Below are 25,818 nucleotides of genomic sequence, written 5' to 3'. Positions count from 1 at the left end.
ACCGAGTCTGGTACGGCCTGCGGCCGTACCAGACCCAAGGAGCGGGCCTTCGCCGGGTCAGCCGCGGATGCGGGTGAGCAGGGCGGGGACGGCGGCGCCGATCGGCTCCCTGATCACCTCGTCGGCGAGCTCGTCGTAGGGGGTGGGCTCCCCGTTGACCACGATCAGCCGTGCCCCGGCGTCGAAGGCGATCGCGGGCAGGGCGGCGGCGGGGTGCACCTGCAGCGAGGTGCCGATGGCGATGAAGGTCCGGCAGTTCCGCGCCGCCTCGGCGGCCGCGGTGAGCACGCCGGCGTCCAGGGACTCGCCGAACATGACCGTGGTGGTCTTCAGGATGGCGCCGCAGTCCAGGCAGGCGGGGTCGGTCTCGCCCGCGTCGATCCGGTCCAGCGCCTGCCGCAGGGTGGTCCGGGCGCCGCAGCCGGTGCACATGGCGCCGAACATGTTGCCGTGCAGCTCCAGGACGAGGCCGGGGTCCGATCCGGCCCGCTGGTGCAGCCCGTCGATGTTCTGCGTGATGATCCGGCCGAGCCGTCCGGCGCGCTCCAGCTCCACCAGGGCCAGGTGCGCCGGGTTGGGTTCGGCCGTCCAGGCCGGGTTGTCCCGGCGGAATCCCCAGGAGCGGCGGCGGATTTCCGGGTCGGCCAGGTAGTGGTCGATGTCGACGAGCTTCTGGAAGTCCGGGTAGCGGGTCCACAGCCCGTTCGGCCCGCGGAAATCGGGAATGCCGGACTCGGTGGAGATACCCGCACCGGTCAGCACGGTGATCTCGTTCATGGCGGTCTCCTCCGTCGGCTCCGCGGGACTGTCCGTCGATCAGTGTTCCAGGGTCGGCCGGCCGGCGAGTACCGGATTTCCGCCCGCCCCGGTGACGGGTGCGTCATGGCTTCCGGCGATTTTCATCGAGCAGCGCGGTCTTGACAAATTCCATTAATCGATCAGATTTCTTCTCGATCCCCGTGGTCGGCGGACCGGTCTCGGCGGCCGGAACCCATCGGCCGGACGCCCGTCGCCGAGAAGATCACCGCCTCTCTGGTTTATCCATCGATAAATACGTCTTTTGACGATTTTTCATGAGCTTCAGCCAGGTATTCATGGTTCAGGGAGGCGTCCGTATGAGTGTCGACGTGCGATACCACGTGATCCTGGTGGTGGACATCCACGGGTTCGACGGCCGGGGAAACCCCACCCAGGCCTGGCTGCGCAAGGAACTCCACCGGCTGATCGACGACGCCCTCGACGCGGCGCGCATCGACCGCGCCGGAGCCCCGCCGCCTTCCGACCGGGGAGACGGCATCGTCCGGATTCTTCCCGGCTCCACCCCCAAGGTGGAGCTGACCGGCGGGTTCGTCGACCGGTTGCACGCGGGATTGCGCAACCACGCCCGGATCACCAGCGCCGAGGGGGCGCTCCGCCTCCGGATCGCCCTGCACGGCGGCGAAGTCGGCCGGGACGGCTCGGGATGGGTGGGCGAGGACCTCGGCTACGCCTGCCGCCTGGCCGACCTGCCCGCGCTCCGGGGTGCCCTCGACGCCGCCGACCGTTCGGGCCTCGCGCTGGTCGTCTCCGACGACTGGTACGGCCGGGTCGTCCGGCAGGGCTACGCCGAGGTCGACCGGTCCGAGTACGAAGCGGTCTCGCTCCCCGAGGACGAGTTCGACGAGGTCGCCTGGATCCGGGTCCCGGGCTACGGATCCCCTCCGGGGATCGGCAGGTGGCGGGCAGCCGCCCGTACCCGATGTGAAGAGCCCCCTCGGGACACCGCGCCCGGCCGTCCGCCGCCGTCGCACTCCGGGTCCGGCGGGCCGGTCTACTCCGGGCCGTTCGCCGGATCGCAGGTCAACGCGGAGAACGTGTACGGCGGCCACCACTTCACGGACGGCGTGTGGCGGGGCGGCGACGGCTCCGTCTGGCGGTCCGGGCGCGATCGGGGTGCCGAGTCCGATGAGCGCTGACGACCGGCCCGCGCCCGGCCGGCAGGCCGCGGCCAAACCCCAGGCCGCGATGAAACCGCAGGCCGCCGCCAAACCCCAGGGCGGGGGAGGTCCGCCCTTCGGCCCGGCGCCCGGCGGTGGCGCGCGGCGGCAGGGCGGTGCGGTGAGCCCGCCGGACGCGGGGAGACCGCCGGGCGGCGGGGATCCCCCGAAGAACGCGTCGCCGGGGAACGGAGGGAAACCACCCGACGCCGCGGAGCCGCCGCGGGGCGGGAAGCAGGCGGAGGAGCGGGAGCCCGCCAAAACCCCGGGCGGTGAGCGGCACGGTGCCGACGAGCTGCGCAACCGGCTGCGGGGCGCGCGTTCGATCCGCCCCGGCGGCGCGGGCAGGTCGCGTGGGGTGGTCAGGGAGACCTTCGACCGGCTGAACCCCCGCTTCGAGGGTTCCTCGGTGTGGGCGAACCAGGTCTTCGCCGGCGACCAGGTGCTCAACCTCGGGGTGGAGAAGGAAGGCGCCAGAAAGTACCGCCTCTCCGCCGAGGAACTGGACGAGGCCGCGGCGGCGTTCGTCCCGCCGCCGGGCTTCGAAAGCCTGGTCGAGGAGTCCACGCGGGAGGTGATGGTCCTGCTCCGCGGCCCGGCGGGTGCCGGGAAGTTCGCCGCCGCCCGCAGAGTGCTGCTCGAACGGGGTCACCGGCCGATCTACCGGCTGGACTCGGCCACCTCGCCGTCGCGGCTCACCCGGGACGACCTGGAGCAGGGGGCCGGCTACATCCTGCCCGACCTGCTCGGCCGGGACGGCGCGGCGTTGACCGAGTTCGAGGTCAGGCGCCTCCACCACGATCTGGAGGCCCGTCGCTGCGGACTCGTGGTCACCGTGGGGGACGCGACCCGGGTGGCGGACCCGGAGGTCGCCAAGCGGCTGCGGGACCTGGGCGGGCCGGCCGACCGGGCGGAGGTCGCCCGGAGGCAGGCCAGGTGGCGGGCGGGGATCGTGGGCGCGGGCCGGATCGAAGACCTGCTCGCGGATTCGGCGCTCACCGCGCTGCTGGCCGCCGAGCTCGGTCCCGGGGTGAGCTGCGCGCGCGCCGCCGAACTCGGCCGGATGATCGCCGAGATCCGGGGGCCGGTTTCGGAGGCGGCGGGCAGGCTGACCGACCTGCTGGCCATGCGGCAGGCCGACACCTTCGACCACTGGCTCGACACCTTCCCCGACCTGGCCACCCAGTGCCTCGCGGTCTCCCTCGCCGTCTTCGGCGGGGAAGCCTACGAGACGGTCGCCGAGCTCGCCGACGGACTGCGGGTCCGGCTGGAGCCGCCGGAACACCCCGAGCGACCCGAGCGGGTCCGGTCCGCCCCCCTCCGGGCGACCCGGGCCAGACGGCTGGAGGCCCTGCGCGCCGAGCTGGTCGAGGTGAAGGAGGACGGTCAGCCGAGGACGGCGGTGTACTACCGGGACCAGGGCGCCGCCGAGCGGGTGCTGCGCCGCTTCTGGGACGAGTACGACGAGATCCGGGCGGTCCTGCCGGCCTGGCTGCGGAGCTGCGCCGAGCACGCGCCGCCGAACGTGGTGGTCCGGTCGGCGGTCGCGGCCGGCCTGCTCGCCATCCGCGTGTTCGACATGGTCGGCGCCGAGGTGCTGCGGCCTTGGGCCGAAAGCGGCGACGAATCGCTCACGGGGGCGGTCGGCGTCGCGCTGCACACGGCGGCCAGCGACGCGGGCCTCGCCGGGGAGGTGCGACGGCTGGTGGACGAGTGGCGGGGGCGGCCCGAGCCGGGGTTCCGGGCGGCGGCGGTACGCGCCTGGCGGGTGGTCCTGGACTCGGAGGGCGTCACGGGGGTGCTGGATCTGCTGAACACCCTGGCGGACGACGAGGACGACGAGGTCCTGGAAGCCGTCTGCGTCGGCGTCATGGAATGCCTCGTCGAGGAGGACGAGAGGCAGCGCCGGGACGTCCTGGCCCTGCTGATCCGCTGGGCCCGCTCGCGTGAGCCCCGATACCGCCTCACCGGCGAGCTGGCGTTCCTCTGCGCCGCGCTGGGCCTGGTGGACGTCTCGGCCGCCGACGCGCCGGACGCGCCGGTCGGCGTGCCGACCCTGCTCGTGCTGGCGTCCCGGGATCCGCTGCGGCAGCGGGACGTCGCGGTCCTCTGGGAGGTCGTGATGAACTCCCCGTTCTGCCACGGGTTCGCCGGTGAGGTGCTCGCCGGCTGGGGGCGGTGCGCGGAGGGGAACCCGGCCGTGCGCCGTGCGCTCGGCCGGCTGCTCGCCGCGGCGGCCGGTGCCGAGCGCACGGAGCGGATCATCCGCTACCAGGTGGACTCCTGGTCGCGCAAGGAGTTCGGCGGGGGCGCCCCGTCGGCGGCGCGCGAGGTCCTGACGGCTCTCGACGGGAGGAGGCGGGAGCGGTGAGCGATGCGGAGTCCCCCCGGCCCCTGATCCACGGGCCCGTGGAGGTCACCATGGCCAACCGGGGCAAGCCGGCCCGCCCCGGTCAGGCTCTGGTGTTCTCGCGCGCCGACCGCAGGGCGGTGGAGGTGCTGCGCCGCCCGTCCGCGCTGGGGTCGCTCAAGTACACGTACCGCTACGAGGTCGACATCACCGACAAGCGGCTCATGCTGCAGGAGCCCCTGCCCAGCGCCACGAACGCCTTCTGGTTCCAGGCCGAGCTGGAAGCCCAGTGGCGGGTCGCCGACCCCGAGGAGGTGGTGCGGCGCGGCATCGCCACCGCCGACGACGGCGACGCCTTGGTCCGCACGGCGCTGATCGAGCTGCTGCGGCCGTACTGCCGTGCCTTCGACGTCGACGACCACGCGCGGGCCGAGGAGTCGGCCCGCCAGGCCTTCGGCCGTACCCCGCTGGCCATGCCCGAAGGGCTCGTCGTGATCGCCGTCTCGGTCCGCGTCTATCCCGACGCCGACACGGGAAACCATCAGCACGGGATCCGGGACGCCGAGCGGGAGGAGATCGTCAGGGCCCGGGAGCACCGGGCGGCGATGGCGGCCGTGGGCAGCGAGTACGACGTGCGGATGCAGGCGGAACGCCGGCAGCAGGAGCTGCTCGCCCTGCGGATGCGGGCGCTCGCGGAGGCGGCGCGCGGGGAAGGGGGGCTGCTCCTCCGGCTTCTCGCCCAGGAGCCCGAGCGGCTGCACACGGTCATCCGGGAGCTGGCGGAGAGCCGGGAACTGGCCCTGGAACGGAAGCTCGGCCTGTTCCGGGAGCTGGTCGCGGGCAACCTCGTGCAACCGGCCGACCTGGACGGCCTGGTACGCAATCTGCTGGGGCAGCCGTCCGCGCTCTCCGCCTTCGGGCCGTCCCACCCCGCGTCTGCGACGCCCGGTGCGCTCCCGGCGGGCGAGTCGCCGTTCCCGCCCCCGGACCCGGCCCCGCCGCCCCGGCGAACCGACTCGCGGGAGGCGCCGAAGGAGCGCGGCCCGTACGGCCACGGGGAGCGTCCCCCCGAAACCGGGGAGCCCGAAGACCTCAGGGGAGACGGGGTCACCGGCTGGCGGCCGGTCGGCCGGAACCGCGGAGGCGACCGGACCGAGCGGGAATGAGCGCGGGTCCGGGTGCCCACGACGTCGGTACGGGCCCGAGCGTCGACGCGGCCGCGCGGGCTCACCCCGTCTCGTCCTCGTCGAAGGGGGAGGACATGAAGAACACGGCCACATCGGGGCGGGAAGGGGGCTTCCCCGTCATCACCAGTCGTTCCCGGGTCGCCGTCGAACCGTGGCGTCTCCCCGTGGCGCCCGCGCCCTGCGGGATCGCCGCGGACCAGGTCAGACTGGGGGGACTGGAGGTACGGGCGGCCTCGGTCGTCGGACCGGGCCACCGCGCGGCCAGTCCCGGGCGGCCCCGGCAGGACGCGTATCGCCTGGGCCGGGATTCGGCGGGCCGGTACCTGCTCGCCGCGGTCGCGGACGGCATGTCGGACAGCGTCCACTCCGAGGTCGGGGCGAACGTCGCCGTCGCCGCCGCGATCGGCGCGCTCCGCGGTGAACTGGACCGGGGCGTCCAGGCCCCGGCGATCGACGTGGCCCGGGTGTTCCTGCACGCAGCCGGGCAGATGCACGGCGTGGCGGAGCAGCGGGGCTGGGACGACGACCAGGTCCGGGCGGTGATGGCGGTCGCGGTGATCCCGGCCGACCCCCGTCCCGACGGTCTGCGGCACGCGTGGGTGGCCGGGCTGGGGGACGTCAGCGCCTGGTACCGGGGAGCCGGGGGATGGATGCGCGTCCTCGGGGAGGGGGAACGCGGATTCGACGCCGGGAAGGTCGGCGACTACCTCCCCTACCGGCCGGAGCGGGTGACGACGGTGCAGGTGGCGATCCGGCCCGGTGAAGCGCTGGCGCTGCTGACGGACGGGATCGCCGGGGCGTTCTCGCACCTGTCCGGAGGCGCCTCCTGGTTCGCCGAGCGCTGGCGGACCCCGCCGGCGGTCGGGCGCTTCCTGCTCGACGTCGGCTTCGAGGACGTCCAGCAGCACGACGACCGCACCGCGGTGGTGGCGTGGAGCGCGGACGAGGGGCCGATCCGATGACGACGTGGTCGGACAGCCCGTTTCCCCGGCTGGTTGACGGCCGCCGGGTTCCGGTACCCGCGAGGGTCCTGGCCGAGGAGCGGGGCGAGGCCAGGTACGTCTACCGGATCGGCGACCGTCCCGGGTGGCTGGCCAAGATCTACAAGGATCCCCTCTCCGTCTTCGCGGCCGAGCAGCTGCGCCTGCTCATCGAGGCCCCCGGTCTCATGACGGACCGGGACCGGGCGCTCGTGGACCGGAGCACGGCCTGGCCGGTCGCCCGGATCCAGGAGAACGACAGGACCGTCGGGATCGTCATGGCCGAGTCCCCTGGACGGGTCACCGCCCGGATCCGGCTTCGCGGCGGCCGGATGGGCGACCCGGAGCCGCTGGAGGTCGACTGGCTGGTCGCCTCGGAGGCGATGCTCGCCCGGGCGGGACTCAGGGCGCCCACCGCCGAGGTGCGGCTGCGGGCCGTCCACGACCTCCTGACGATCGGCGACCTGTTCGAGCGGTACGGAGTCGTCTACGGCGACTGGTCGTACAACAACGCGTTCTGGGCGCCGGGGAGCGGTGAGGTCTTCCTCATCGACATGGACTCCTGCCGGATCGGGAGACGGCCGTGGATCCAGTCGCCCGAATGGACGGATCCGCTCTACCCCGACGGGAGCCTGTTCCTCGACAAGTACAGCGACCGGTTCAAACTGGCCGCCCTGTCCGTCCGGTGTCTCACCGGCCGGCGCGGCGACGTGGTGAAAGCCTGGGAGAGCCTGCCGGACGAGTACCGCATGGGAGCCCCGGGCCGGCTGCTGCGGCAGGCGATCCGGGCGCAGCGGGCGGAGGATCGCCCGTCTCCGGGCCGGCTGCTGGAGGTACTGTCGCCGATCGCGCCGGAGCGGCCTTCGACGTCGGGCGGGGCGGGCGCCGTCCTGGCCCCCATCGCCCCGATGCCCAGAGGCGGGGTGGCGGGCAGCCGCCCGGTCCGCGGCACCGCGCGGGCCTCCGGCGACCAGGCGGCGCGGCACCCGTCCCATCCCCCGTCGCCGGACCGGCGGTACACCTCCGCCCAGGTGCGGCGGCCGCACGACGCACTCGGCGGGCGACCGGGGCCGGACGCCGGCGCGACCCCCGGGCCGTACACCTCCCCCGGAAGACCGCGGAGCAGGCGGGGGAGCCTGGGCGTCGTGATCGGGCTGATCGTGGTCGCGGTGTCCGCCCTCGCGCTGTTCGACTGGCTGTCGGCCTGACGGTCCCGCCGGACAGGCGAGGTCACCGAAGACAAGCGAAGTGGAGGAGAGATGAGCGCGAGCCGGTCGCCGGAGCGGGTTTACACGTCCCGAGGGCTGCCGACCTATGTGGTACTGGACGTCTCGGGGTCGATGCTGCCGTACGAGGAGCTGCTCAACGACACCCTGATGCACATCTTCGACACCATCGACCGTCACCCGCAGATCTCCGAGTTCATCCATCTTTCGATCATCACCTTCAACACCGAGGCGTTCCTGGTCACCTCGATGACCGACTTCAAGGACGTCCAGGAGCTGCCGAGGGTGGAATGCCGGGGGATGACCAACTTCGGGCTCGCCTTCGACCTGCTCCGCCGGCGGATCGAGACCGACATCCCGCTCCTGGTGGACGCCGGGGTCGCGGTCGTCCGCCCCGTCGTCTTCCTGCTCACCGACGGCGACCCGTCCGACCCGGACCGGTGGAAGGGACCGCTGAACGAGCTGAAGGACCGGTCCTGGAAGCCCCATCCGAACATCATCACGTACGGCTTCGGCTCGGCCAGCGAGCGGATCCTCGCCGAGATCGCCACCGCCGCGGCCTACAAGGCGGAGCGGGGCGACACCGGGGAGGCGCTGACCGCCGCGCTCACCAGCCTCCTCAACTCCATGGTCGCCTCGGCCAAAAACCAGGAGCTGCGGATCCCCGAAAGCGTCCGGGGATACCGCTCCATACCCTTGGATCCCCTGGACTTCGTGGACTGACCACGAGGCCCGGCGCTCCCGGTGGTCCCGATCGTCGCGGACGGCATCACGGCTCCGGCCGGGCGGCCAGGGCCTCGCGGGCGTCCATCAGGGCGAAGCCGAGCAGGTTCAGGCCGAGCCAGCCGGTGGGGGAGGCGGCGCGCGGGTCGTCGCCCGCGAGGCCGATCCCCCAGATCCGGTCCCGGGGACTGGCCTCGACGAGCACCCGGTCCCCGGTGCCGAGCAGATACCGGGCCAGCGAAGGATCCTGCCCGAACTTGGCGACGTTGCCCCGCACGACGATGTCGTAGCGGTGCTCCGTCCAGACGGCGTCGTCGAACCCCCGGACCTCCCGGCCGAGCTTCTGGGCCACGGCCGGGTTCCCGGCGGCCAGGATCCGCACCGCCGTCTCCTCGTCGCCGAAGAGCCAGGCCTTGTGCGCCATCATGTAGTGCTCGGCCGAGCGGAACACGTGCCCGTCCGCGCTGAACTCGCCCTCCCACCACTGGCTGAGGCACCCTTTGCCGACCCCGCCGCCGTGCGGGGGCCGATGGCCCCAGAAGTACAGGTAGCGCAGCCGCAGGCCGCACCTTTCCGCGGCGATCGCCTGCTCCACCGAACGCGGTGTGTTCGTCGGTTCCGTCATCGGCCCACCATGCCGGTACGGCCTCCGCCCGGCAACCCGATCACCCTTGCGGCGAAGCACCCGCTCTCTTGGCGTCGAAGGCGGCGGATGCCGTCCGGCGTGTCGCCGTCCATGCCGATCCGATCACTTGTTCAACGTTGACCCGGCCTGCGTCTGGGGGCGATATGTGACCTCGGTGAAGGGGTTCTGGTCGACGTGGGCGTCGACGTCGGCGCGCAGGCGGTCGGGGTCGATCGGAGTGACGCCGTGGAACGCGGCGAGGAGCTCGGCCCGGGGTACAGCGGTCCGCGGCCCCGGCTGAGCGGGTGGTTCGTCGGGCACAGGGTGAGTGTAGGCCGCGTTCGAGATCACGGGGTGACTCGGCGTATTGTCGTAGTCACGGGTATAGGGGATGTCGCCGCCTTTCGGGGGAGGGGTTGGGGCATGCGGGATACAGGGCTGGGGTTGCCCGGGCGGATCCGGGGGTGCCTGTTCGACCTGGACGGGGTGCTCACGCAGACCGCGATCGTGCACGCGGCGGCGTGGCGGGAGATGTTCGACGCGTTCCTGCGGGCCCGGGCCGAGCGGACCGGTGAGCCGTTCGTCCCCTTCGACCCGGTGGAGGACTACGACACCCACGTGGACGGCAAACCCCGCGCCGACGGCACCCGTGCCTTCCTCGCCTCTCGGGGGATCGGGCTGCCCGAGGGGACCCCGGACGACCCGCCGGACGCCGAGACGGTGGCCGGGCTGGGCAACCGCAAGAACGAGATCGTTCTGCGCCGCATCCACGACGACGGCGTCCTGCCGTACCCCGGCTCGGTCCGCTACGTGCAGGCCGTCCGCGACGCCGGGCTCCGCCGTGCCGTGGTCTCCTCCAGCACGAACTGCGGGGACGTGCTCGCCGCCGCCGGGATCGCGGACCTGTTCGAGGAGCGGATCGACGGGCACACCGTGGAGCGCGACCGCCTCGCCGGGAAACCCGCACCCGACACCTACCTCGCCGCCGCCCGCGGCCTCGGGCTCGGCGCTGCCGAATGCGCGGTCTTCGAGGACGCCCTCGCCGGGGTCGCCGCGGGGCGGGCCGGATCGTTCGGGTACGTGGTGGGGGTGGACCGGGCCGGGCAGGCCGCCCGGCTCAAGGCGCACGGCGCCGACGTCGTGGTGAGCGACCTCGCCGACCTGATGGAGCAACGATGATCACGCATCCGGATTTCGCCTGCGAGCCGTGGTGCCTGCGCGCCGTCGGCCTCGACCTGGAGGTGCTCGCGCAGGCCGAGTCGGTCTTCGCCCTCTCCAACGGGCACATCGGCTGGCGCGGCAACCTCGACGAGGGTGAGCCCCACGGACTGCCCGGCTCCTATCTCAACGGGGTGCATGAGCTGCGCCCGCTGCCGTACGCCGAATCCGGCTACGGCTACCCCGAGTCCGGGCAGACGGTGATCAACGTTACCAACGGCAAGCTCATCCGGCTCCTCGTCGACGACGAGCCCTTCGACGTCCGGTACGGCGAACTCCGCTCCCACGAACGCGAACTCGACTTCCGCGCCGGGGTGCTCCGGCGCCGCGCCGAGTGGGCCTCCCCGTCCGGCTGCCCGATCCGGGTCGTCTCCACCCGGATGGTGTCGTTCACCCAGCGCTCGGTCGCGGCGATCTGCTACGAGGTGGAGCCCCTGGACGGCTCGGTCCGCCTCGTGGTCCAGTCCGAGCTGGTGGCCAACGAACAGCTCCCGCCGCCCGGCGGAGACCCCCGGGTCGCCGCGGTGCTGGAGTCCCCGCTGGTCGCCCAGGAGAACACGGCGCGGGACGCCCGGGTGGGGCTGGTGCACACCACCATGCACAGCGGCCTCTGCCTCGCCGTCGCCATGGACCACCTGGTCGAGGGGCCGCCCGGGACGTCCGTGCAGGCGGAGAGCCTGCCCGACCTCGGCCGGGTGACCGTGACCGCCGTCGTCAAGCCGGGACAGCGGCTCAGGCTCGTCAAGTTCGTCGCCTACGGCTGGTCGGGGTCCCGCTCCCTGCCCGCGGTCCGCGCCCAGTCCGACGCGGCGCTGGCCGGCGCCGTGCAGACCGGCTGGGACGGCCTCCTCGCCGAGCAGCGCGCCTACCTCGACGCGTTCTGGGCCAACGCCGACGTGATCCTCGAGGGGGACACCGAGATCCAGCAGGCGGTGCGGTTCTCCCTCTTCCACATCCTGCAGGCGGGCGCGCGGGCCGAGGGCAGGGCGATCCCCGCCAAGGGGCTCACCGGCCCCGGATACGACGGGCACAGCTTCTGGGACTCCGAGGCGTACGTGCTCCCCGTCCTCACCCACGTGGTCCCGGAGGCCGCCGCGCACGCCCTGCGCTGGCGGCACACCACCCTGCCGCTCGCCATCGAGCGGGCCAGGCAGCTCGGGCACCGCGGGGCCACCTTCCCGTGGCGCACCATCCACGGGGAGGAATGCTCAAGCTACTGGCCGGCCGGGGCCGCCGCCTTCCACATCAACGCCGACATCGCCGACGCCGTCGTGCACTACGTGGACATGACCGGCGACGAGGACTTCGAACGCGACATCGGCCTGGAGATGCTCGCCCAGACCGCGCGGCTCTGGCACTCCCTAGGCCACCACGACTCCCTGGGGCGGTTCCACCTGGACGGGATGACCGGCCCCGACGAGTACAGCGCCGTCGCCGACGACAACGTCTACACCAACCTGATGGCCCGGCGGAACCTGCTCGCCGCCGCCGACGCGGCCCGCCGGCACCCGGGCCGGGCCCGGGAGCTGGACGTCGGGGAGGAGGAGACGGCCGCCTGGCGGGACGCCGCCGAGTCCATGCACATCCCCTACGACGCGGCGCTCGGCGTGCACCCGCAGGCGGAGGGCTTCACCCGGCACCAGGTCTGGGACTTCGACGCCACCAAGGCCGAGGACTACCCGCTCATGCTGCACTTCCCCTACTTCGACCTCTACCGCAGGCAGGTGGTCAAGCAGGCCGACCTCGTGCTCGCCATGTTCCGCTGCGGGGAGTCGTTCACCCCCGAGCAGAAGGCCCGCAACTTCACCTACTACGAGCGGCTCACCGTCCGCGACTCCTCCCTCTCCGCCTGCCCCCAGGCGGTGATCGCCGCGGAGGTGGGGCACCTGTCGCTCGCTTACGACTACCTCGGCGAGGTCGCCCTGATGGACCTGGCCGACCTGGAACACAACACCCACGACGGCCTGCACATCGCCGCGCTCGCCGGGAGCTGGATCGCCCTGGTCGCCGGGCTGGCCGGCATGCGGGGCCGCCACGACGACCTCTCCTTCGCCCCGCGGCTCCCCGAGGGGCTGACCCGGCTCGCCTTCCGAATCGCGCTGCGGCGCGGCTGCCTCGGCGTGGACGTCCGGCCCGGCTCGGCCGTCTACACGATGGAGAACGGCGAGCCCGTCTCCATCCGCCACCACGGGCGTCCGATCAGCGTCGCCCCGGGCGCCTCGGCCAGTTGCCCGATCCCGGCGGGCCCCGCCGTACCGTCCGCCCCGACCCAGCCGCGCGGGCGCGAACCGGTCCGGCGCCGCCCCCCGTCCGGCCTCGCCACCGTTCCCGGCTGACCTCTCCCGTCCTGGTTCCTCAGGGGCCTCCGGTCGGCGCGGATCCCATCGGGGGGTGTGAAGTCGCCCCATCAGGTGTCGGTTTCCCCGAAGTCTCGCCGGATCGCCCGGATCTCGGCAAGATCGTCAGGGTCGTCGGCGAGTCTCTCCGCGTCCCTCCGGGCTTGCTCCGGCCACTGGAGTCGATCGGCAGGCCGCATGGCATCCTCAACGGTGGGCACGCCCGTATTCTCACCGTACGACCTGGCGGTCTGCAGGACTTCGATCGAATTTCGTCGTTGTGTGACCGCATATCGTGACCATCGCTCGGTCCTGGGAGTACGGGTCGATCCCGCCTGTGGTCTGGACGGCGTCGGTCCAGGCGTTTCCCGAAGTGTGATCACCCTCTGGTCGAGGAGGGGGAATCCCCGCACAATCGCGGTGTGTCCCTGCGTGCCACCTGGGAGGAGCCGGGGATGGAGATGCGGAAGATGTGGCGGGTCGTCCTTGCCGTGTGCGGGACGTTCGTCCTGCTGGGTGCGCAGTTCGTCGCGGCCGGACCGGCCGGCGCGGTCTGGGGTCTGGTGCATGTGTGGTCGGAATCGGCCTACGACTCGACGGCGACCAAGAGCCGGACCACCCTCTGCCCGGCCGGTAAACGCGTGATCGGCGCGGGCGCCCGGGTGGACCCGGGGAATCCGATGGTGTCCCTCGTCCATGTGGAGCCGTTGTACGACGGCCGGGGGGTGACGGCGATCGCCCACGAGGACTCCGTCGGATACTCGGCGAACTGGTTGCTGACCGCCTACGCGATCTGCGCGAGTCCCCTCGCCGGATACGAGGTCAACTGGGGACTCGGCGCCTCCGGGACCTCGCCCAAGGTCACGGGTGTCGTGGCCTGCTCCCCGGGCAAGCGGCTGCTCGGCTTCGGCGGGGGCGTCCAGGCCGCGCCGGGCGCGGTCGTCCTCACCGGGGTCGGTCCCGCCCCCGGAGTCCCGGACGCCGTCGAGGTTGTGGGTGAGGAGACCGAAGGCGGCTACGCTCCCACGTGGCTGGTCAACGCCTGGGCGGTCTGCGCCAACCCCGTCCCCAGGCTGGCGACGGTGTCGGAGAGCCTGCCGGCCTCCTCCGCGACCTGGGCCACGGACCAGGTGAACTGCCCCGCCGGCACCCGGATGCACGGCTTGGGCGCCAAGATTCACAACGGATTCGGACAGGTCGGTCTGAGCTGGCTCCAGCCCGGTGCGGGTCCCCGAGACCCTGCGCTCCTCCAAGCCACGACACTGGCCTTCGAAGACCGCACCGGCCTCGCCACGGACTGGACCCTGGAGACACACCTCGTCTGCGCCTCCTGACGGCCGGGCGGGGGCCTGACGTCGGCAGTGACCGACCGGCCCGGGCGCATCGACGGCACCCGGGGACGATCCGGCTCTAAGCTTGACCTATGGCACGCCCCAGGCTTCAGGAGATCCGGATCGAGGGTTACACCTCGATCCGTTCGGCGAGGGTCGAGCTCGGTGACCTCAATGTTCTGGTCGGCGCCAACGGCGCGGGCAAGAGCAACCTGATTTCGGCGCTGGCCATGATGGGCCGCATCGTCGAGGGCGAACTGAACCTTTTCGTGGGCCAGGCCGGTGGAGCGTCTGCGCTCGTCCACGACCGAACCAAAGGCGCAGCGAAGATCAGACTTGAAGTCGATATCGAGCTCGGCGGCTATGCGGCGGAGTTGATCCCCGCGGCGGGGGATGAGCTGATCTTCGGTGTGGAGAGAGTCCATTCAGGAGATTACTTCGATGACGGATTGCCGGAGGTGATGGAACTGGGACGAGGCCACCGAGAGAGCAGACTGAGTGCGATTGAGCCGCCGGAACGCCGTTCGTGGGCACTGCCGGGAATGGCAGACCCTGTCCTGATTATGGATACGCTTCGCGGTTGCCGTGTCTTCCACTTTCACGACACCGGTCGGAACGCCCCCGTCAAGCGGATGGGATACGCGTCCGACAACGTCGTCTTGCATCCGGATGCGGGCAATCTGGCCGCCGTCCTGCTCCGGCTTCGCGACAGTGAAGCCACCGCCTATCGGCGGATCGTGCGTACCGTGCGGCAGGTGGCTCCGTTCTTCCGGGATTTCGTACTCATCGAAGAGAACGGCAGGCTGCGACTCCGCTGGCGGCAGGAAGGCTCCGACGTCGTCTTCCCCGCCGAGGCCTTGTCGGATGGCACGCTGCGATTCATCTGCCTGACGACTCTCCTGAGCATGCCCGCCCTGCCGCACCTCGTCGTCCTGGACGAACCGGAGCTGGGGCTCCATCCGTTCGCCATCGTGCAGCTGGCCGACATGCTGCGGGCCGCCGCCAGGGACAGCCAGGTTCTCATCGCCACCCAATCCGTGACCCTGATGAATCAGTTCGAACTCGCCGATCTGATCGTCGTCGAGCGAGTCGACGGGGCATCGGTGTTCGACCGGCCTGATCCCGTCCGCCTGCAGGACTGGCTCGCCGACTACTCCCTGGGGGAACTCTGGGAGAAGAATCTGCTCGGAGGCAGACCACAAGCCGAGCATCGGTGATCAAGATGCCGCGTCTGCACATTCTCTGTGAGGGTCAGACCGAGGAGACGGTCGTCCGGGAGATCATCGCCCCCTACTTCGCGGTCGGCGACATCCATGTCACCTGGTCCATCCACAAGACCAAGCGGCCAGCGGGCGGCTGCGCCTACAAGGGAGGCCTGGGTACGTGGGGGAGACTCCTTCCGGAGATCCGGCTTCTTCTTCGTGACTCCTCGATCACCCTGTTGACGACTCTCTTCGACTACTACGGGCTACCCGGCGACGTGCCGGGTATGGCGACGCGGCCCCATGGAACACCGTATGACCGGGTCGCCCACGTCGAGAGATCCATGGCGGAAGCCGTCGGCGACCGGCGATTCGCGCCGCACCTCGTGCTCCACGAGATCGAGACCTGGGTGCTGCTGGGTCACGACGCGCTCGCCGAGTTGACCGGAGACGACGGGCTCGCCGAAGCCATGAGGTTGATCGTTTCCACTGCGCACGGGGCCGAGCTCGTCAACGACGGGATCACCACGGCCCCGTCCAAGCGGATCCTGAATCTCTGCCCGCGATATCGGAAGACGTCCGACGGACCGCTGGTGATCTCGGAGGTCGGCATCGACGACATTCGAAAGGCGTGCCCCCACGCCGACGGCTGGTTCACCATGGTGCAAGCCGCTCTGGCCCGGTGATGCGTGGGGGCGCGTTGAGGTTCGGCAGGGTGGTGGCGGGGTCAGGGGCAGTGGGGGCTGATTCGGTTGGCGGTGTGGACGGCGTCGGCCCAGGCGTACTCGTTGTTGTCGCTGATGTAGTAGAAGGTGACGCCGTTCGGCATCATGGCGACGGTGATCCCCCCGAAGCCTGACATGTACGGCACGTGGAAGGTGCACGTGTACTGGGGGAAGGCGGCCGGGGTGAACACCTCCGCGGGGGTGCCGTTGTTGTAGAACCCCGCGCCGGACGGGCCGGAGGGCAGGCCGCGGTCGGCCGGGTCGCGCTGCATGGCGGAGTCGAGCTCCCCGGGGTGGAGGAGTTGGACGCCGTCGGCTTTGCCGCGGTCGTCGTTGAGGAGTTTGGCCGTCTTGGCGAGGTCGTCGGCGATCCAGAACAGCCCGGCTCCGCCGTGGGGTGCGCCGTCCGGCTTGTTGTCGGTGCGCAGGGTCTGGGCCCGGGTGCCGGCGCTGAGCTTGATCGGCTTGTACACCTCGTCGCTGACCATGCGGAACAGGTCGGCCGACTCGTCCGTACGTTTCCGCAGGTAATTGGCCATCGCCTGGGTGACCAGGAAGGTGTCCGAGGTGTGGTAGACCCAGCGTGTGCCGGGGTCGGAGCGGCGGGGGTACCCGATGGCGGCGGCTGTTTTGTCCCCGTAGGACTCGGCGTTGAAGAACCGGCCGACGGAGGCGTTCTCGTCGTCCATGAACGCCGCCGAGGCGTGGTTCCCGGTCGCGAGGTCGACCCCGTGCTCAAAGGTGACGCCCGTCCAGTCCCCGGCCGCGTTCTTGAGTTCGGGAAGGTGGGCTTCGATCGGCTCGGTGGAGACCTCCGGGCCGTACCGCTGGGCGAGGCGCATGTGGGCGACCGCGGCGAACGCCGTCTTGGCCGTCGAAAAGGACGGGAGCCGCATGTTCTCGCAGAACGCGTAGGTCCCGTGGCGGGTCCGGCAGCCGGCGACGTAGTGGACACCCTTGTAGAACAGGCCGTGGGCGGTCAGATGGTCGGGACCGATCCCCTTCGTGAACGCCGCCGGGTCGACCCCCGGGTGGTCTTCGGCGAGTCGCTCGAAGGGTTTGACCGGCAGGCGGGCGGCGACCTCGGCGGCGTGCGCGGCCTTGATCGCGTCGGCGTCCTTCACCGGATACGGCTGATAGCGGGCGGCCGGCTGTCCCCACATGTCGAACTTGAAGTACGGGCAGGTCTCCTGGGTGACCTGATACCGTACCCGGCTCACCGTGGCGGCGTCGTAGAGGAACGTCATCGACCCGTTGTGGGTGCAGTTCTGGTTCCTGCTGACCAGGGTGAACGGGAAGGCGGCCCGGGAGCGGTCGCCGTCGCCGCCCTGCCGCCAGGCCCGGCCGGGCCCGACGATCAGGTTCCAGCCGGGGTGGCCGGTGTAGACGAGGCCCTGGACCGCGGGGATCAGTTCGCCGCCGTCCTGCACGAACTCCAGGGAGATGTCCGGCAGGTGCCTGACGGGGTTGTCTCCGGAACCGGCGTTGTCGAATTCATCCTGCACCACACGAAAGCCGCCCTCGGCGGATTCCCCGTCCAGGATGAGGCGACCCTGGAAGGTGTGTGCGGGCCCCGCGGCATCGGCGGGTACGGCGAACGCCTGGTCGGGGACGGGGCCCGCGGGGGCGCCCCCGGTCAGGTCGGCGGCGCTCAGCGCGGGGCGCTCGGGGACGCCGGCGGGGGAGCGGGAGCTGTGGACGAGGGTGGCGGCACCCACTGCCAGCAGGGCGATCGCCGCAAGGGTCAGCGGCAGGCGGACACGCATGTGCACTCCGGATCCGAACAAGGGGAAAGGCTTCCACGTACGCATGTGGGGATGCCGGTGGGTTTCCGCTGGGCCGGAGAGCGACCGGGTGATGCCGGTAATTCGATCAACAATCGAGGGATAAGTCCAGCCGCCGCCGAAATCGTGATCACCGGCTGCCGTTCCGGGCGCCCGGCTACGACTCGGGGCCGCGCACCGGCGCCCGTACACCCCTGGTTAAAGATCAAAAGGGCTGGTACGGGCCACCGCCGCAAAAGCCAGAGAACCATACCCGCCCGGCTCCAACAGGGATGAACCGGACGGGTACGGCTGCCGCGTGGCCCGGGGGGGTTGGCCACGAGTCTGTGCGGGGCCTCCGCCCGGCCCGCTGGGCGGAGGCCCCTGGGGGGAGCAGATCAGGGGCAGTGCGGGGCGATCACGTGGGCGGCGTGCACGGCCGGATCCCAGTACCACTCGTTGTTGTCGCCCACGTAGTAGAAGGTGACGCCGTTGGGCATCATCGCGACGGTGATGCCCCCGTACCCGGACATGAACGGCACCCGGAAGGTGCACCGGTACAGCGGGAACGCCTCAGGGGTGAACGTCGACGCCAGGGTGCCGTTGTTGTAGAGCAGCGGGATGGACGCCATGGGCAGGCCCCGGTTCGCCGGGTCGCGCTGCATGGCCTGGGCGAGCAGCCCCGGGTGGAGGAGTTGCGCCCCGCCGGCCCGGCCCGCGTCGTCGTTCATCAGCTTGGCGACCTTGGCCAGGTCGTCGGCGTTCCAGAACAGCCCGTACCCGCCCACGGGGGAGCCGTTCGGGCTGTTGTCGGTCCGCAGGGTCTGGGCCCGGGTGCCCGCGCTGAGCTTGATCGGCTTGTACACCTCGTCGGCGACCATGCGGAAGACGTCCGACGAACCGCCCGCCCGCTTGCGCAGGTAGTTGTTCATCGCGCGGGTCGCCAGGAACGTGTCGGAGGTGTGGTAGACCCACTGGGTGCCGGGGGCGGCGCGGCGCGGATAGCGCAGGGCCGCGTTCACCTTCCCCTGGTAGGACTCGACGTTGAGGAAGTCGTTCATGGTGGTGTCCTCGTCGCCCATGAACGCCGCCGAGTCGAAGTTCCCGGTGGCCTGGTCGACGGCGTGCTCAAGCGTGACATCGCTCCAGTCCCCGGCCGCGTGGGCGAGTTCGGGCACGTGGTCCTTGAGCAGCTGGCCGGCCGCGCCCATGCCGTACTTCTGGGCCAGCCGCATCTGGGCGATCGCCGCGAAGGCCGTCTTGGCCGTCGAGTAGGACGGGAGCCGCATGTTCTCGCAGAACGCGTAGGTCCCGTACCGGGTCCGGCAGTCGCCTGCGTAGTGCACGCCCCGGTACAGCACGCCGTACGCGGTGAGGTGCTCGGGGGTCAGCGTCGCGGTGAAGGCGCTTGGGTCGACCCCCGGGTGGTCCACCGCGAGCTGCGCGAACGGCTTGCTCGGCAACCGGCTTGCGACCTCCGCGGCATGGGCCGCCTTGAGCCCGTGGGCTCCCGGCACCCGGGACGGACGGTAGTCGGCCTCCAGCTGACCCCACATGTCGAACTGGAGGCGCAGGCAGGTCTCCTGGGTGATCTGGTAGCGCACCCGGCTCACCTCCGAGGAGGTGTACAGGAAGGTCATCGACCCGTTGTGGGTGCAGTTGTGGTTGCGCACGACGATGGAGAACGGGAAGGCCGCGCGGGACCAGCCGTCGTCCCCGTTCTCCCGCCAGGCGCGGCCCGGCCCGACGATCAGGTTCCAGTTGGGGTCCCCCGTGTACGCCAGGCCCTGGACGCGCGGGATGAGGTGGCTGCCGCTCTGGACGAACTCGACGGAGATCTCCGGCAGGTGCTTGATGGGGGAGTCCGCCTCCCCCGCCCGGTTGTCCCAGTCCCTGCGCTCGGCGAATCCGCCCCCGCTGGATTCACCGAGCAGACTCAGGCGGCCTTCGAAGGTGTGCGTCGGCTTCGCCGCCTCGGCGGGTACGGCGAACGCCTGGTCGGGTACGGGCCCGCTCGAGTCGCCCTCCTGCAGTTCCTCGGCGGTCAGCGCGGTCCGGCCGACCGCGCCGGACCCGGTGAGTGGGTCCCCGCGGACGACGACCCCGCCGGATGCTCCGGTGCCGGCGGACGAGGGGGTGGGGGCGGCGATACCGAAGGTCAACAGGGATATCGCCGCGATGAGCGACGGCAGGCGGGGGCGCATGTTCACTCCAAGACCGGACGGCGGCGAGTACGGCTGCCGCTGACGTACGACGATGACGGGGTGTTCACCCGCAAATCTGATCGACGGTGAAGGGCGCTGTCCAATGCCAACAAGATCGGCGTGCTATGCCCGGCAGGCATGGGGAAGTCGTTCCCCGTGGCAGGAGCCGGCGCGTCGAGCCCGGCCGGCGGGTGACCTGCCGCAGATCTCGCAGACGGATTCACCGGGGAGTGAAGGCGTCGGATGATCGTCGTGCCGGGGGCGTCTCGGCAGGAGCACCACGCACAACGATCACGGGGAATTCGCCGCGGGTTTCCTCGGCGAGCGGCCCGCCGCGGGCCGTACCCGCCCGGCTGGAACCGGCTCCGGGCCGGGCCCGCGGGAGAGCCGCGGAAGCCCGTACCCGCCTCCGGGTGGGAAGCGGGTACGGGCCGGTGTGGTCCCTCAGGTCAGGGGCAGTGCGGAGCGATCCGGTCGGCGGCGTGGACCGCATCGGTCCAGGAGTAGCCGTAGTTGTCACTGAAGTAGTAGTACGTCACCCCGTTGGGCATCATCGCCGCGGTGATCCCCCCGAAGCCGGACATGTACGGCACGCGGAAGGTGCAGGAGTACTGCGGGAACCCGGTGGGGGTGAACACCCTCGCCCAGGTCCCGTTGTTGTAGAGCGTCGTCGGCGACGTGGTGGTGAGCCCCCGGTCGGCCGGGTTGCGCTGCATGGCCCGGTCGAGCGGGTCGGGGTGCAGGAGCTGGACGCCCCCGGCCCGGCCGCCGTCGTCGTTCATCAGCTTGGCGACCTTGGCGATGTCGTCGGTGTTCCAGAACAGCCCGATTCCCCCGAGCGCCGGCCCGCTCCCGCTGTGGTCGGCCCGCATGGCCTCCGCCCGGATCCCGGCGCTGAGCTTGATCGGCGCGTACACCTCGTCGCTCACCATGCGGAACAGGTCGGCGGAGGCTCCGGCGCGTTCCCGCAGGTATCCCTGCATGGCCAAGGTCGCCAGGTAGGTGTCGGTGGTGTGGTAGACCCACTGCGTGCCGGGGGCGGCGCTCCGCGGGTAGCCGAGCGCCAGGGACGTCTTCTGCTGCTGGGTGCCCGCCAGGAGGAACGGGATCAGATTGGCGTCCTCGTCGGCCATGCGCACCGGCGAGGTGTAGTTCCCGGTGGCCATGTCGAGTGCGTGCTCGACCGTGACGTCGTCCCAGCGACCCGGCGCGGTCGCGGTCTCCGGCACGTGATCCGCGATCGGTTCGGCGCCGGCGCCGAGGCCGTACCGCTGGGCCAGGCGCATCTGCGCGAATGCGGCGAGGGCGGTCTTGGAGGTGGAGAACGACGGGAACCGCATGTTCTCGCAGAACGCGTACGTCCCCCAGCGCGTCTGGCAGCCGCCGACGTAGTTGACGCCCTGGTAGAGCACGCCGTACGCGGTGAGGTGCTGGGCGCCGACCTCACGGGTGAACGCGTCGGGGTCCACGCCGGGGTGGTCCACGGCGAGCTGCGCGAACGGCTTGGTCGGCAGCCGGTTCGCGACCTCCGCGGCGTGGGCGGCCTTCAGGGCGCCCGCACCGGGAACGGCGTACGGCTGATACTGGGCGGCGAGCGACCCCCACATGTCGAAGTTGAAGAACGAGCACGTCTCCTGGGTGACCTGGTACCGCACCCGGCTCACCGACGAGCCGTTGTAGTGGAACGACATCGACCCGTTGTGCACGCAGTTGGTGAAGCGGGGGACGAGGGAGAAGGGGAAGGCCGCCTTGGACCATCCGCCCGCGCCGGTCTGCTGCCAGGCCCGGCCGGGTCCGACGATCAGGTTCCAGTCGGGGTGGCCGGTGAAGGTCAGGCCCTGGACCCGGGGGATGAGGTGCCCGCCGTCCCCGACGAACTCCACGGAGATCTCGGGGAGGTGCTTGATCGGCTCGTCGCCGGGGCCGGCCATGGCGTACGGGTCCCTGAGCTCGGTGAATCCGCCCTCGTGGGATTCACCGAACAGGGTCAGCCGCCCTTCGAAGCGGTGCGCGGGGTTCGGGGCCCCGGCGGGTGCGGCGAACGTCTCGTCGGGGAGGGGCTCGGTGGGGCCCCGGCCGGGTTCCTCGGTGCCCGCCGAGGCCCGGGCCGACCCCGGGGCGGCGGTCGCGGTGGCCGGTGCGAGACCCACCATCAGCACCGCGGCCGTCACGAGGGGAAAAAGTGCATGCTTTCGCAAACGTCACTCCGATTTCCAGGAAAAGGGTCAGTGTCGATCGGGGCGGAAGTGCCGGCCGGCCGATCGAAGTCGATCAATGCCTACATGATCGACTATTCCCGACGGCGAGGGATAGAATTCAGAAAACTCATACGACCGGCACCCGGAGTGTGCGATGGAGCTGCGGCATCTCCGCTACTTCCTCGCCGTCGTCGAGACCGGGTCCACCGTCAAAGCCGCCGAACGCGAACTCGTGGCCCAGCCCTCCCTGTCCCGGCAGCTCCGCAGCCTGGAGAGCAGACTCGGCATCGAACTGTTCGTCCGCGACGGCGGACGCCTCCACCTCAGCCCCGCCGGTGAGCGGTTCCTCCCCATCGCCCGGGACCTCCTCGTCCGCGCCGGACACGCCCAGACCACCCTGTGCGCCCTCGCCGCCGGTCGGCCGCCCCGCCTCACCGTCGCCGCGCCGCCCACCACCGTCGCCGACGTCATCGCGCCCTACATCGCCACCACCACGCAGGCCGACCCGTTCATCACCGTCCGGGAAGAACTCCTCACCGCCGCCTACACCACCCTCAGCCGCGGTGCCGACCTGGCCATCTCCTCGGCGCCGCCGCCGCTCCACCTCGCCTGGCGGCTCCTCGCCCGCCTCCCGATCTGGGCCTACGTCCCCGACGGGCACCGCCTCCACCGCCGAGACCACGTCGCCGTCGTCGAACTCATCGCCGAGCCCCTCCTGCTGCTCACCCCCGACCACGGCACCCGACGCCGCTTCGACAACGCGGTCCTGGACACCGGGCAGGCCTGCGACGTCGCCTTCGAGACCACCGTCCCGCAGATCGCCCAAGCCCTCGCCGCCGCCGGCCGCGGCGTCGCCGTCGTCTCCGACGACCCGCGCTACGGCCTGCGCCCCCTCGCCGTCCGCACCCCCCACGGCGAGCTGTCCATCGACGTCTACGCCGCCTGGGACCCCACCCACTACGCCGCCGAAACCCTCGCCGCGCTCGCCGCCGACCTGTCCGCCTACTGCGTCCGCGCCTACGGCCCCGCCGTGGCCCCACCCTGACGTTCCGGTACGGGAGCATGCGTACGATCAAGCAGGTGGACCCGCGTTCTTCCGGGACTTCACGCTGAGAGAGCGGTTGAGCCGGACGGCCCGTCGTCATGGAACGCGTCGCCGGATCCTCGTCCTTCGAACACCCTGACCCCGCCCGCATCCGGGACCTGCTTTCCGATCACCTATCGGAGGACCCTGGGAGAGAAACCGGCCCCACCCTGAGTCGCGGCTTCGCTAAGGTGACCCATTCGGGAGGTTGATTGGGCTGTTTGGGGAATCGGTCATCTGGAGGGGTTTGCCGGTGGACGAACGGCGTATGGTGCGGGTTTCGAAATATCTGTCACGGCATTTGCGGCACGATCCCGGGCGGATCGGGATCGAGCTTGACGAGAACGGCTGGGTGGACGTCGACGTCCTGCTGGCCGCGGCGGCGGCGCACGGGTTCCCTGTCTCGCCCGAGGAGCTGGAGCGGGTTGTGGCGGAGAACGACAAGCGCCGCTACACCCTTGCCGGGGGCCGGATCAGGGCCAACCAGGGACACTCCGTACCGGTGGATCTCGATCTGCCCGCGGCCGAGCCCCCCGCTTTCCTTTACCACGGTACGGTGGACCGGCTCCTCGCCGCGATCCGGTCGCAGGGTCTGCTTCCGATGGACCGCCACCACGTGCACCTATCGCAGGACCGGGAGACCGCCACCCGGGTGGGCGCGCGCAAGGGCAGGCCGGTCGTGCTGGTCGTCCAATCCGGCCGGATGCACGCCGCCGGTCACACGTTCCGGGTCAGCGCCAACGGCGTCTGGCTGGCCGACCACGTCCCGCCGGCCTTCATCTCGTTCCCCGAATAGGGTCGTCGCCGCTCGGGACGCAGCCGTGTGCCCGGGTCGTCGGTCGGCCGTTCGCCGTCGGCGCGAGCCCGTACCGTTCCCGGTGTGCCGGGAACCGGATGGCTCTCCCCGATCGGAGGCGGTCTGTCTTCTCCGCCGGGACGGTCTGACCAGGCCCGGACATGCGGGTGGCGGGGACGGACGGCCGGGGTGGGCGGCTGTCCGTCCCCGCCACCAGGGTACGGATCAGGCCGCGGCTGAGCCTTGTGACCCGCCGCCGCCTCGGTAGGCGAGCAGGGCGTGCGCCCGCTCCTGCTCCTGCGGGGTGTCCTCGACATGGGACATGGCCCAGCGCAGGAGCGGCGGGGCCATCAGCGAGGTGACCACCGCGACCAGGATGACGATGGTGTAGGTCTCGGTGTTGAGAACGCCGAGCCGGAGTCCGGCCATGGCGACGATCACCTCGATCACCCCGCGGGCGTTCATGGCGGCGCCGAGCGCGAGCCCCTCCCAGTGCCCGAGCTTGCTCAGGCGGGCTCCGATGTAGGCGCCCACGAACTTGCCGATGATCGCGATGGCGAGCACCAGGAGGGCGAACAGCAGGACTTCCGGCTTGGCCAGCGCGGTCAGGTCCATCCGCAGCCCCGCCGTGGCGAAGAAGATGGGCGCGAGCACGCCCAGCACGATGGTGCGCAGCGGCGCCAGCCGGGCCGGGTCCGGCTTGCCGTACTCGCTGATGAGGATGCCGATGATGAAGGCACCGAAGATCGCCTCAAGCCCGAGTGCATGGGTGCCGGCCGCGGAGAGCAGGATGAGGGCGGCCGCCACCGCGACTGTGAGGGAGTGATCCGAGGAGCGTCCCGCCACCTGGAAGGCCCAGCGGGTGAGCGGCCTGCCCGCCACCACGGCGAAGATCAGCACGCCGGCCATGGCCGCGAGTGAGAAGGCCACGGTCCCGGTGCGCAGCCCGGAGGTCGCCATCGCCGAGACGATCGAGAGCATGAACCAGCCGAAGGCGTCGTCCACCATGCCCGCGGTCAGGGTGAACTGGCCGACGTTGCGGTGGAGCAGATTCATGTCGATCAACGTCTTGGCGATGACCGGGATGGCGCTGACGCACATCGCCACGCCGAGGAAGAGCGCGAACACCGTCTGGTCCTTGGAGCTGGCCACCAGCGACGCGGGCAACAGCAGCCCGGTCGCGACGCCGAGACCCAGGGGGATGATCAATCCGAAGAAGCTGACGTTCGCGGATATGAGACCGTTTTTCTTGACCAGGCCGAGATCCAGATGGACCCCGGTGATTCCCACCAGGAGCAACACACCTATCTGCCCGACCGCGTCGAGCAGGTGAAACTGTGTGGTGTTTGGCGGAAACAGGCCTTCGGAGAGGCTCGGCCAGATGTGGCTCAGGATCGAGGGGCCCAGAATTACGCCGGTGCACAGTTCACCGACCACGGCGGGCATACCCAGGCGTACGGCTAGACGCCCTAGTAGCGTCGCCATCAGGAGTAACAGACCCACCTGAAGGAGGAAGACGAGTAGAGGGTGCGCGGGAATGGGAGGAACGGGGGAGAATGCCAGCACAGCTAAACCTCCAAGAAATGTCGCTCCCGTGAATATTTGTGATCGCACTTGGATTGCACTTGAAGACCGCTGAAAGCTTGATTACAACACGGGGCCCGCTCCCTGGCCAACGATGAAAGGCGACGTCAAGCAGGGGGCTCGGGGTGATTCCCGCCACAGTGTCACCAGGGTGTTCTGGTGCCACTATCGGTTACGATGGGAGCTTTGATCACGTGATAATGTGCAGCGGAGCTTCCGGCATCATCATCGACTAAGTGCGAAGCGTGTCCGGGAACACGTGGTTTCATCGAGGTTCTCGCGTATGAAAAACGGGAATCAGGCCCGGCTT

Annotated in this window: 20 protein-coding genes; 13 read left to right on the top strand and 7 right to left on the bottom strand. The window is 70.9% G+C overall.

Annotation, left to right across the window (positions count from 1 at the left end; translation table 11 throughout):
• Positions 1-57: 57 nt before the first annotated feature.
• Positions 58-777 (bottom strand): SIR2 family NAD-dependent protein deacylase, encoded by a 720-nt coding sequence (locus tag RUR_RS21570; RefSeq protein WP_283136915.1) that lies wholly within the window; start codon positions 775-777, stop codon positions 58-60.
• A 338-nt stretch (positions 778-1,115) separates the two neighbouring features.
• Between RUR_RS21570 and RUR_RS21565 the strand changes: the two genes are divergently transcribed.
• The 6 genes from RUR_RS21565 to RUR_RS21540 all read left to right on the top strand — a co-directional run bounded on the left by RUR_RS21565 (position 1,116) and on the right by RUR_RS21540 (position 8,442).
• On the top strand, positions 1,116-1,955 hold the full coding sequence (locus tag RUR_RS21565; protein ID WP_283136914.1) for a hypothetical protein: 840 nt from the start codon (positions 1,116-1,118) through the stop codon (positions 1,953-1,955).
• A complete protein-coding gene (locus RUR_RS21560; RefSeq protein WP_283136913.1) occupies positions 1,945-4,347 on the top strand; it encodes a hypothetical protein in 2,403 nt (800 codons plus the stop codon). Before RUR_RS21565 ends, RUR_RS21560 begins: the two co-directional genes overlap by 11 nt.
• Positions 4,344-5,492, top strand: coding sequence for a hypothetical protein (locus RUR_RS21555; protein ID WP_283136912.1), 1,149 nt, complete (start codon positions 4,344-4,346; stop codon positions 5,490-5,492). The genes RUR_RS21560 and RUR_RS21555 overlap by 4 nt, the downstream gene beginning before the upstream one ends.
• 95 nt (positions 5,493-5,587) lie before the next feature.
• On the top strand, positions 5,588-6,475 hold the full coding sequence (locus tag RUR_RS21550; protein WP_283136911.1) for a protein phosphatase 2C domain-containing protein: 888 nt from the start codon (positions 5,588-5,590) through the stop codon (positions 6,473-6,475).
• Positions 6,472-7,701, top strand: coding sequence for a hypothetical protein (locus tag RUR_RS21545; RefSeq protein ID WP_283136910.1), 1,230 nt, complete (start codon positions 6,472-6,474; stop codon positions 7,699-7,701). Before RUR_RS21550 ends, RUR_RS21545 begins: the two co-directional genes overlap by 4 nt.
• Before the next feature lie 51 nt (positions 7,702-7,752).
• The gene (locus tag RUR_RS21540) at positions 7,753-8,442 is read left to right on the top strand and encodes a vWA domain-containing protein (protein ID WP_283136909.1); all 690 of its coding nucleotides are present in this window, start codon (positions 7,753-7,755) and stop codon (positions 8,440-8,442) included.
• A gap of 46 nt (positions 8,443-8,488) precedes the next feature.
• Here RUR_RS21540 and ybiA read toward each other — a convergent pair whose 3' ends face one another.
• Together ybiA and RUR_RS21530 are read right to left on the bottom strand one after the other, a co-directional pair.
• Positions 8,489-9,067 carry a riboflavin biosynthesis intermediates N-glycosidase gene (gene ybiA, locus RUR_RS21535; RefSeq protein WP_283136908.1) on the bottom strand — a complete coding sequence of 193 codons (579 nt, stop codon included), beginning with the start codon at positions 9,065-9,067 and terminating at the stop codon, positions 8,489-8,491.
• A 123-nt stretch (positions 9,068-9,190) separates the two neighbouring features.
• Entirely contained in the window at positions 9,191-9,388 is a 198-nt protein-coding gene (locus RUR_RS21530; RefSeq protein ID WP_283136907.1) for a hypothetical protein, read from the bottom strand.
• A gap of 102 nt (positions 9,389-9,490) precedes the next feature.
• Between RUR_RS21530 and RUR_RS21525 the strand changes: the two genes are divergently transcribed.
• The 5 genes from RUR_RS21525 (at position 9,491) to RUR_RS21505 (ending at position 15,840) form a co-directional block, all read left to right on the top strand.
• Positions 9,491-10,246, top strand: coding sequence for an HAD family hydrolase (locus tag RUR_RS21525; protein ID WP_283136906.1), 756 nt, complete (start codon positions 9,491-9,493; stop codon positions 10,244-10,246).
• The gene (locus tag RUR_RS21520) at positions 10,243-12,621 is read left to right on the top strand and encodes a glycoside hydrolase family 65 protein (RefSeq protein ID WP_283136905.1); all 2,379 of its coding nucleotides are present in this window, start codon (positions 10,243-10,245) and stop codon (positions 12,619-12,621) included. Before RUR_RS21525 ends, RUR_RS21520 begins: the two co-directional genes overlap by 4 nt.
• Positions 12,622-13,043: 422 nt before the next feature.
• On the top strand, positions 13,044-13,955 hold the full coding sequence (locus tag RUR_RS21515; protein ID WP_283136904.1) for a hypothetical protein: 912 nt from the start codon (positions 13,044-13,046) through the stop codon (positions 13,953-13,955).
• A gap of 89 nt (positions 13,956-14,044) precedes the next feature.
• Entirely contained in the window at positions 14,045-15,169 is a 1,125-nt protein-coding gene (locus RUR_RS21510; RefSeq protein ID WP_283136903.1) for an AAA family ATPase, read from the top strand.
• A 5-nt stretch (positions 15,170-15,174) separates the two neighbouring features.
• Positions 15,175-15,840, top strand: coding sequence for a DUF4276 family protein (locus RUR_RS21505; protein WP_283136902.1), 666 nt, complete (start codon positions 15,175-15,177; stop codon positions 15,838-15,840).
• Positions 15,841-15,881: 41 nt separating this feature from the next.
• On the opposite strand, the gene RUR_RS21500 is transcribed toward RUR_RS21505, so the two are convergent.
• The 3 genes from RUR_RS21500 to RUR_RS21490 form a co-directional block, all read right to left on the bottom strand.
• On the bottom strand, positions 15,882-17,645 hold the full coding sequence (locus RUR_RS21500) for a serine hydrolase domain-containing protein (RefSeq protein WP_283136901.1): 1,764 nt from the start codon (positions 17,643-17,645) through the stop codon (positions 15,882-15,884).
• A gap of 395 nt (positions 17,646-18,040) precedes the next feature.
• Positions 18,041-19,846, bottom strand: coding sequence for a serine hydrolase domain-containing protein (locus RUR_RS21495; RefSeq protein ID WP_283136900.1), 1,806 nt, complete (start codon positions 19,844-19,846; stop codon positions 18,041-18,043).
• A gap of 449 nt (positions 19,847-20,295) precedes the next feature.
• The gene (locus RUR_RS21490) at positions 20,296-22,044 is read right to left on the bottom strand and encodes a serine hydrolase domain-containing protein (protein WP_283136899.1); all 1,749 of its coding nucleotides are present in this window, start codon (positions 22,042-22,044) and stop codon (positions 20,296-20,298) included.
• Positions 22,045-22,198: 154 nt separating this feature from the next.
• On the opposite strand from RUR_RS21490, the gene RUR_RS21485 reads away from it, so the two are divergent.
• Together RUR_RS21485 and RUR_RS21480 are read left to right on the top strand one after the other, a co-directional pair.
• A complete protein-coding gene (locus tag RUR_RS21485; RefSeq protein ID WP_283136898.1) occupies positions 22,199-23,089 on the top strand; it encodes a LysR family transcriptional regulator in 891 nt (296 codons plus the stop codon).
• 292 nt (positions 23,090-23,381) lie between these two features.
• A complete protein-coding gene (locus tag RUR_RS21480) occupies positions 23,382-23,924 on the top strand; it encodes an RNA 2'-phosphotransferase (RefSeq protein WP_283136897.1) in 543 nt (180 codons plus the stop codon).
• Positions 23,925-24,149: 225 nt separating this feature from the next.
• Here RUR_RS21480 and RUR_RS21475 read toward each other — a convergent pair whose 3' ends face one another.
• The gene (locus tag RUR_RS21475; protein WP_283136896.1) at positions 24,150-25,409 is read right to left on the bottom strand and encodes a cation:proton antiporter; all 1,260 of its coding nucleotides are present in this window, start codon (positions 25,407-25,409) and stop codon (positions 24,150-24,152) included.
• Positions 25,410-25,818: the final 409 nt, after the last annotated feature.

The sequence above is a fragment of the Rhizohabitans arisaemae genome (assembly GCF_025996515.1).
Lineage (GTDB): Bacteria > Actinomycetota > Actinomycetes > Streptosporangiales > Streptosporangiaceae > Rhizohabitans > Rhizohabitans arisaemae.
Note: the sequence above shows the minus strand (reverse complement) of the source record. Positions and strands in the feature narration are given on the sequence as shown.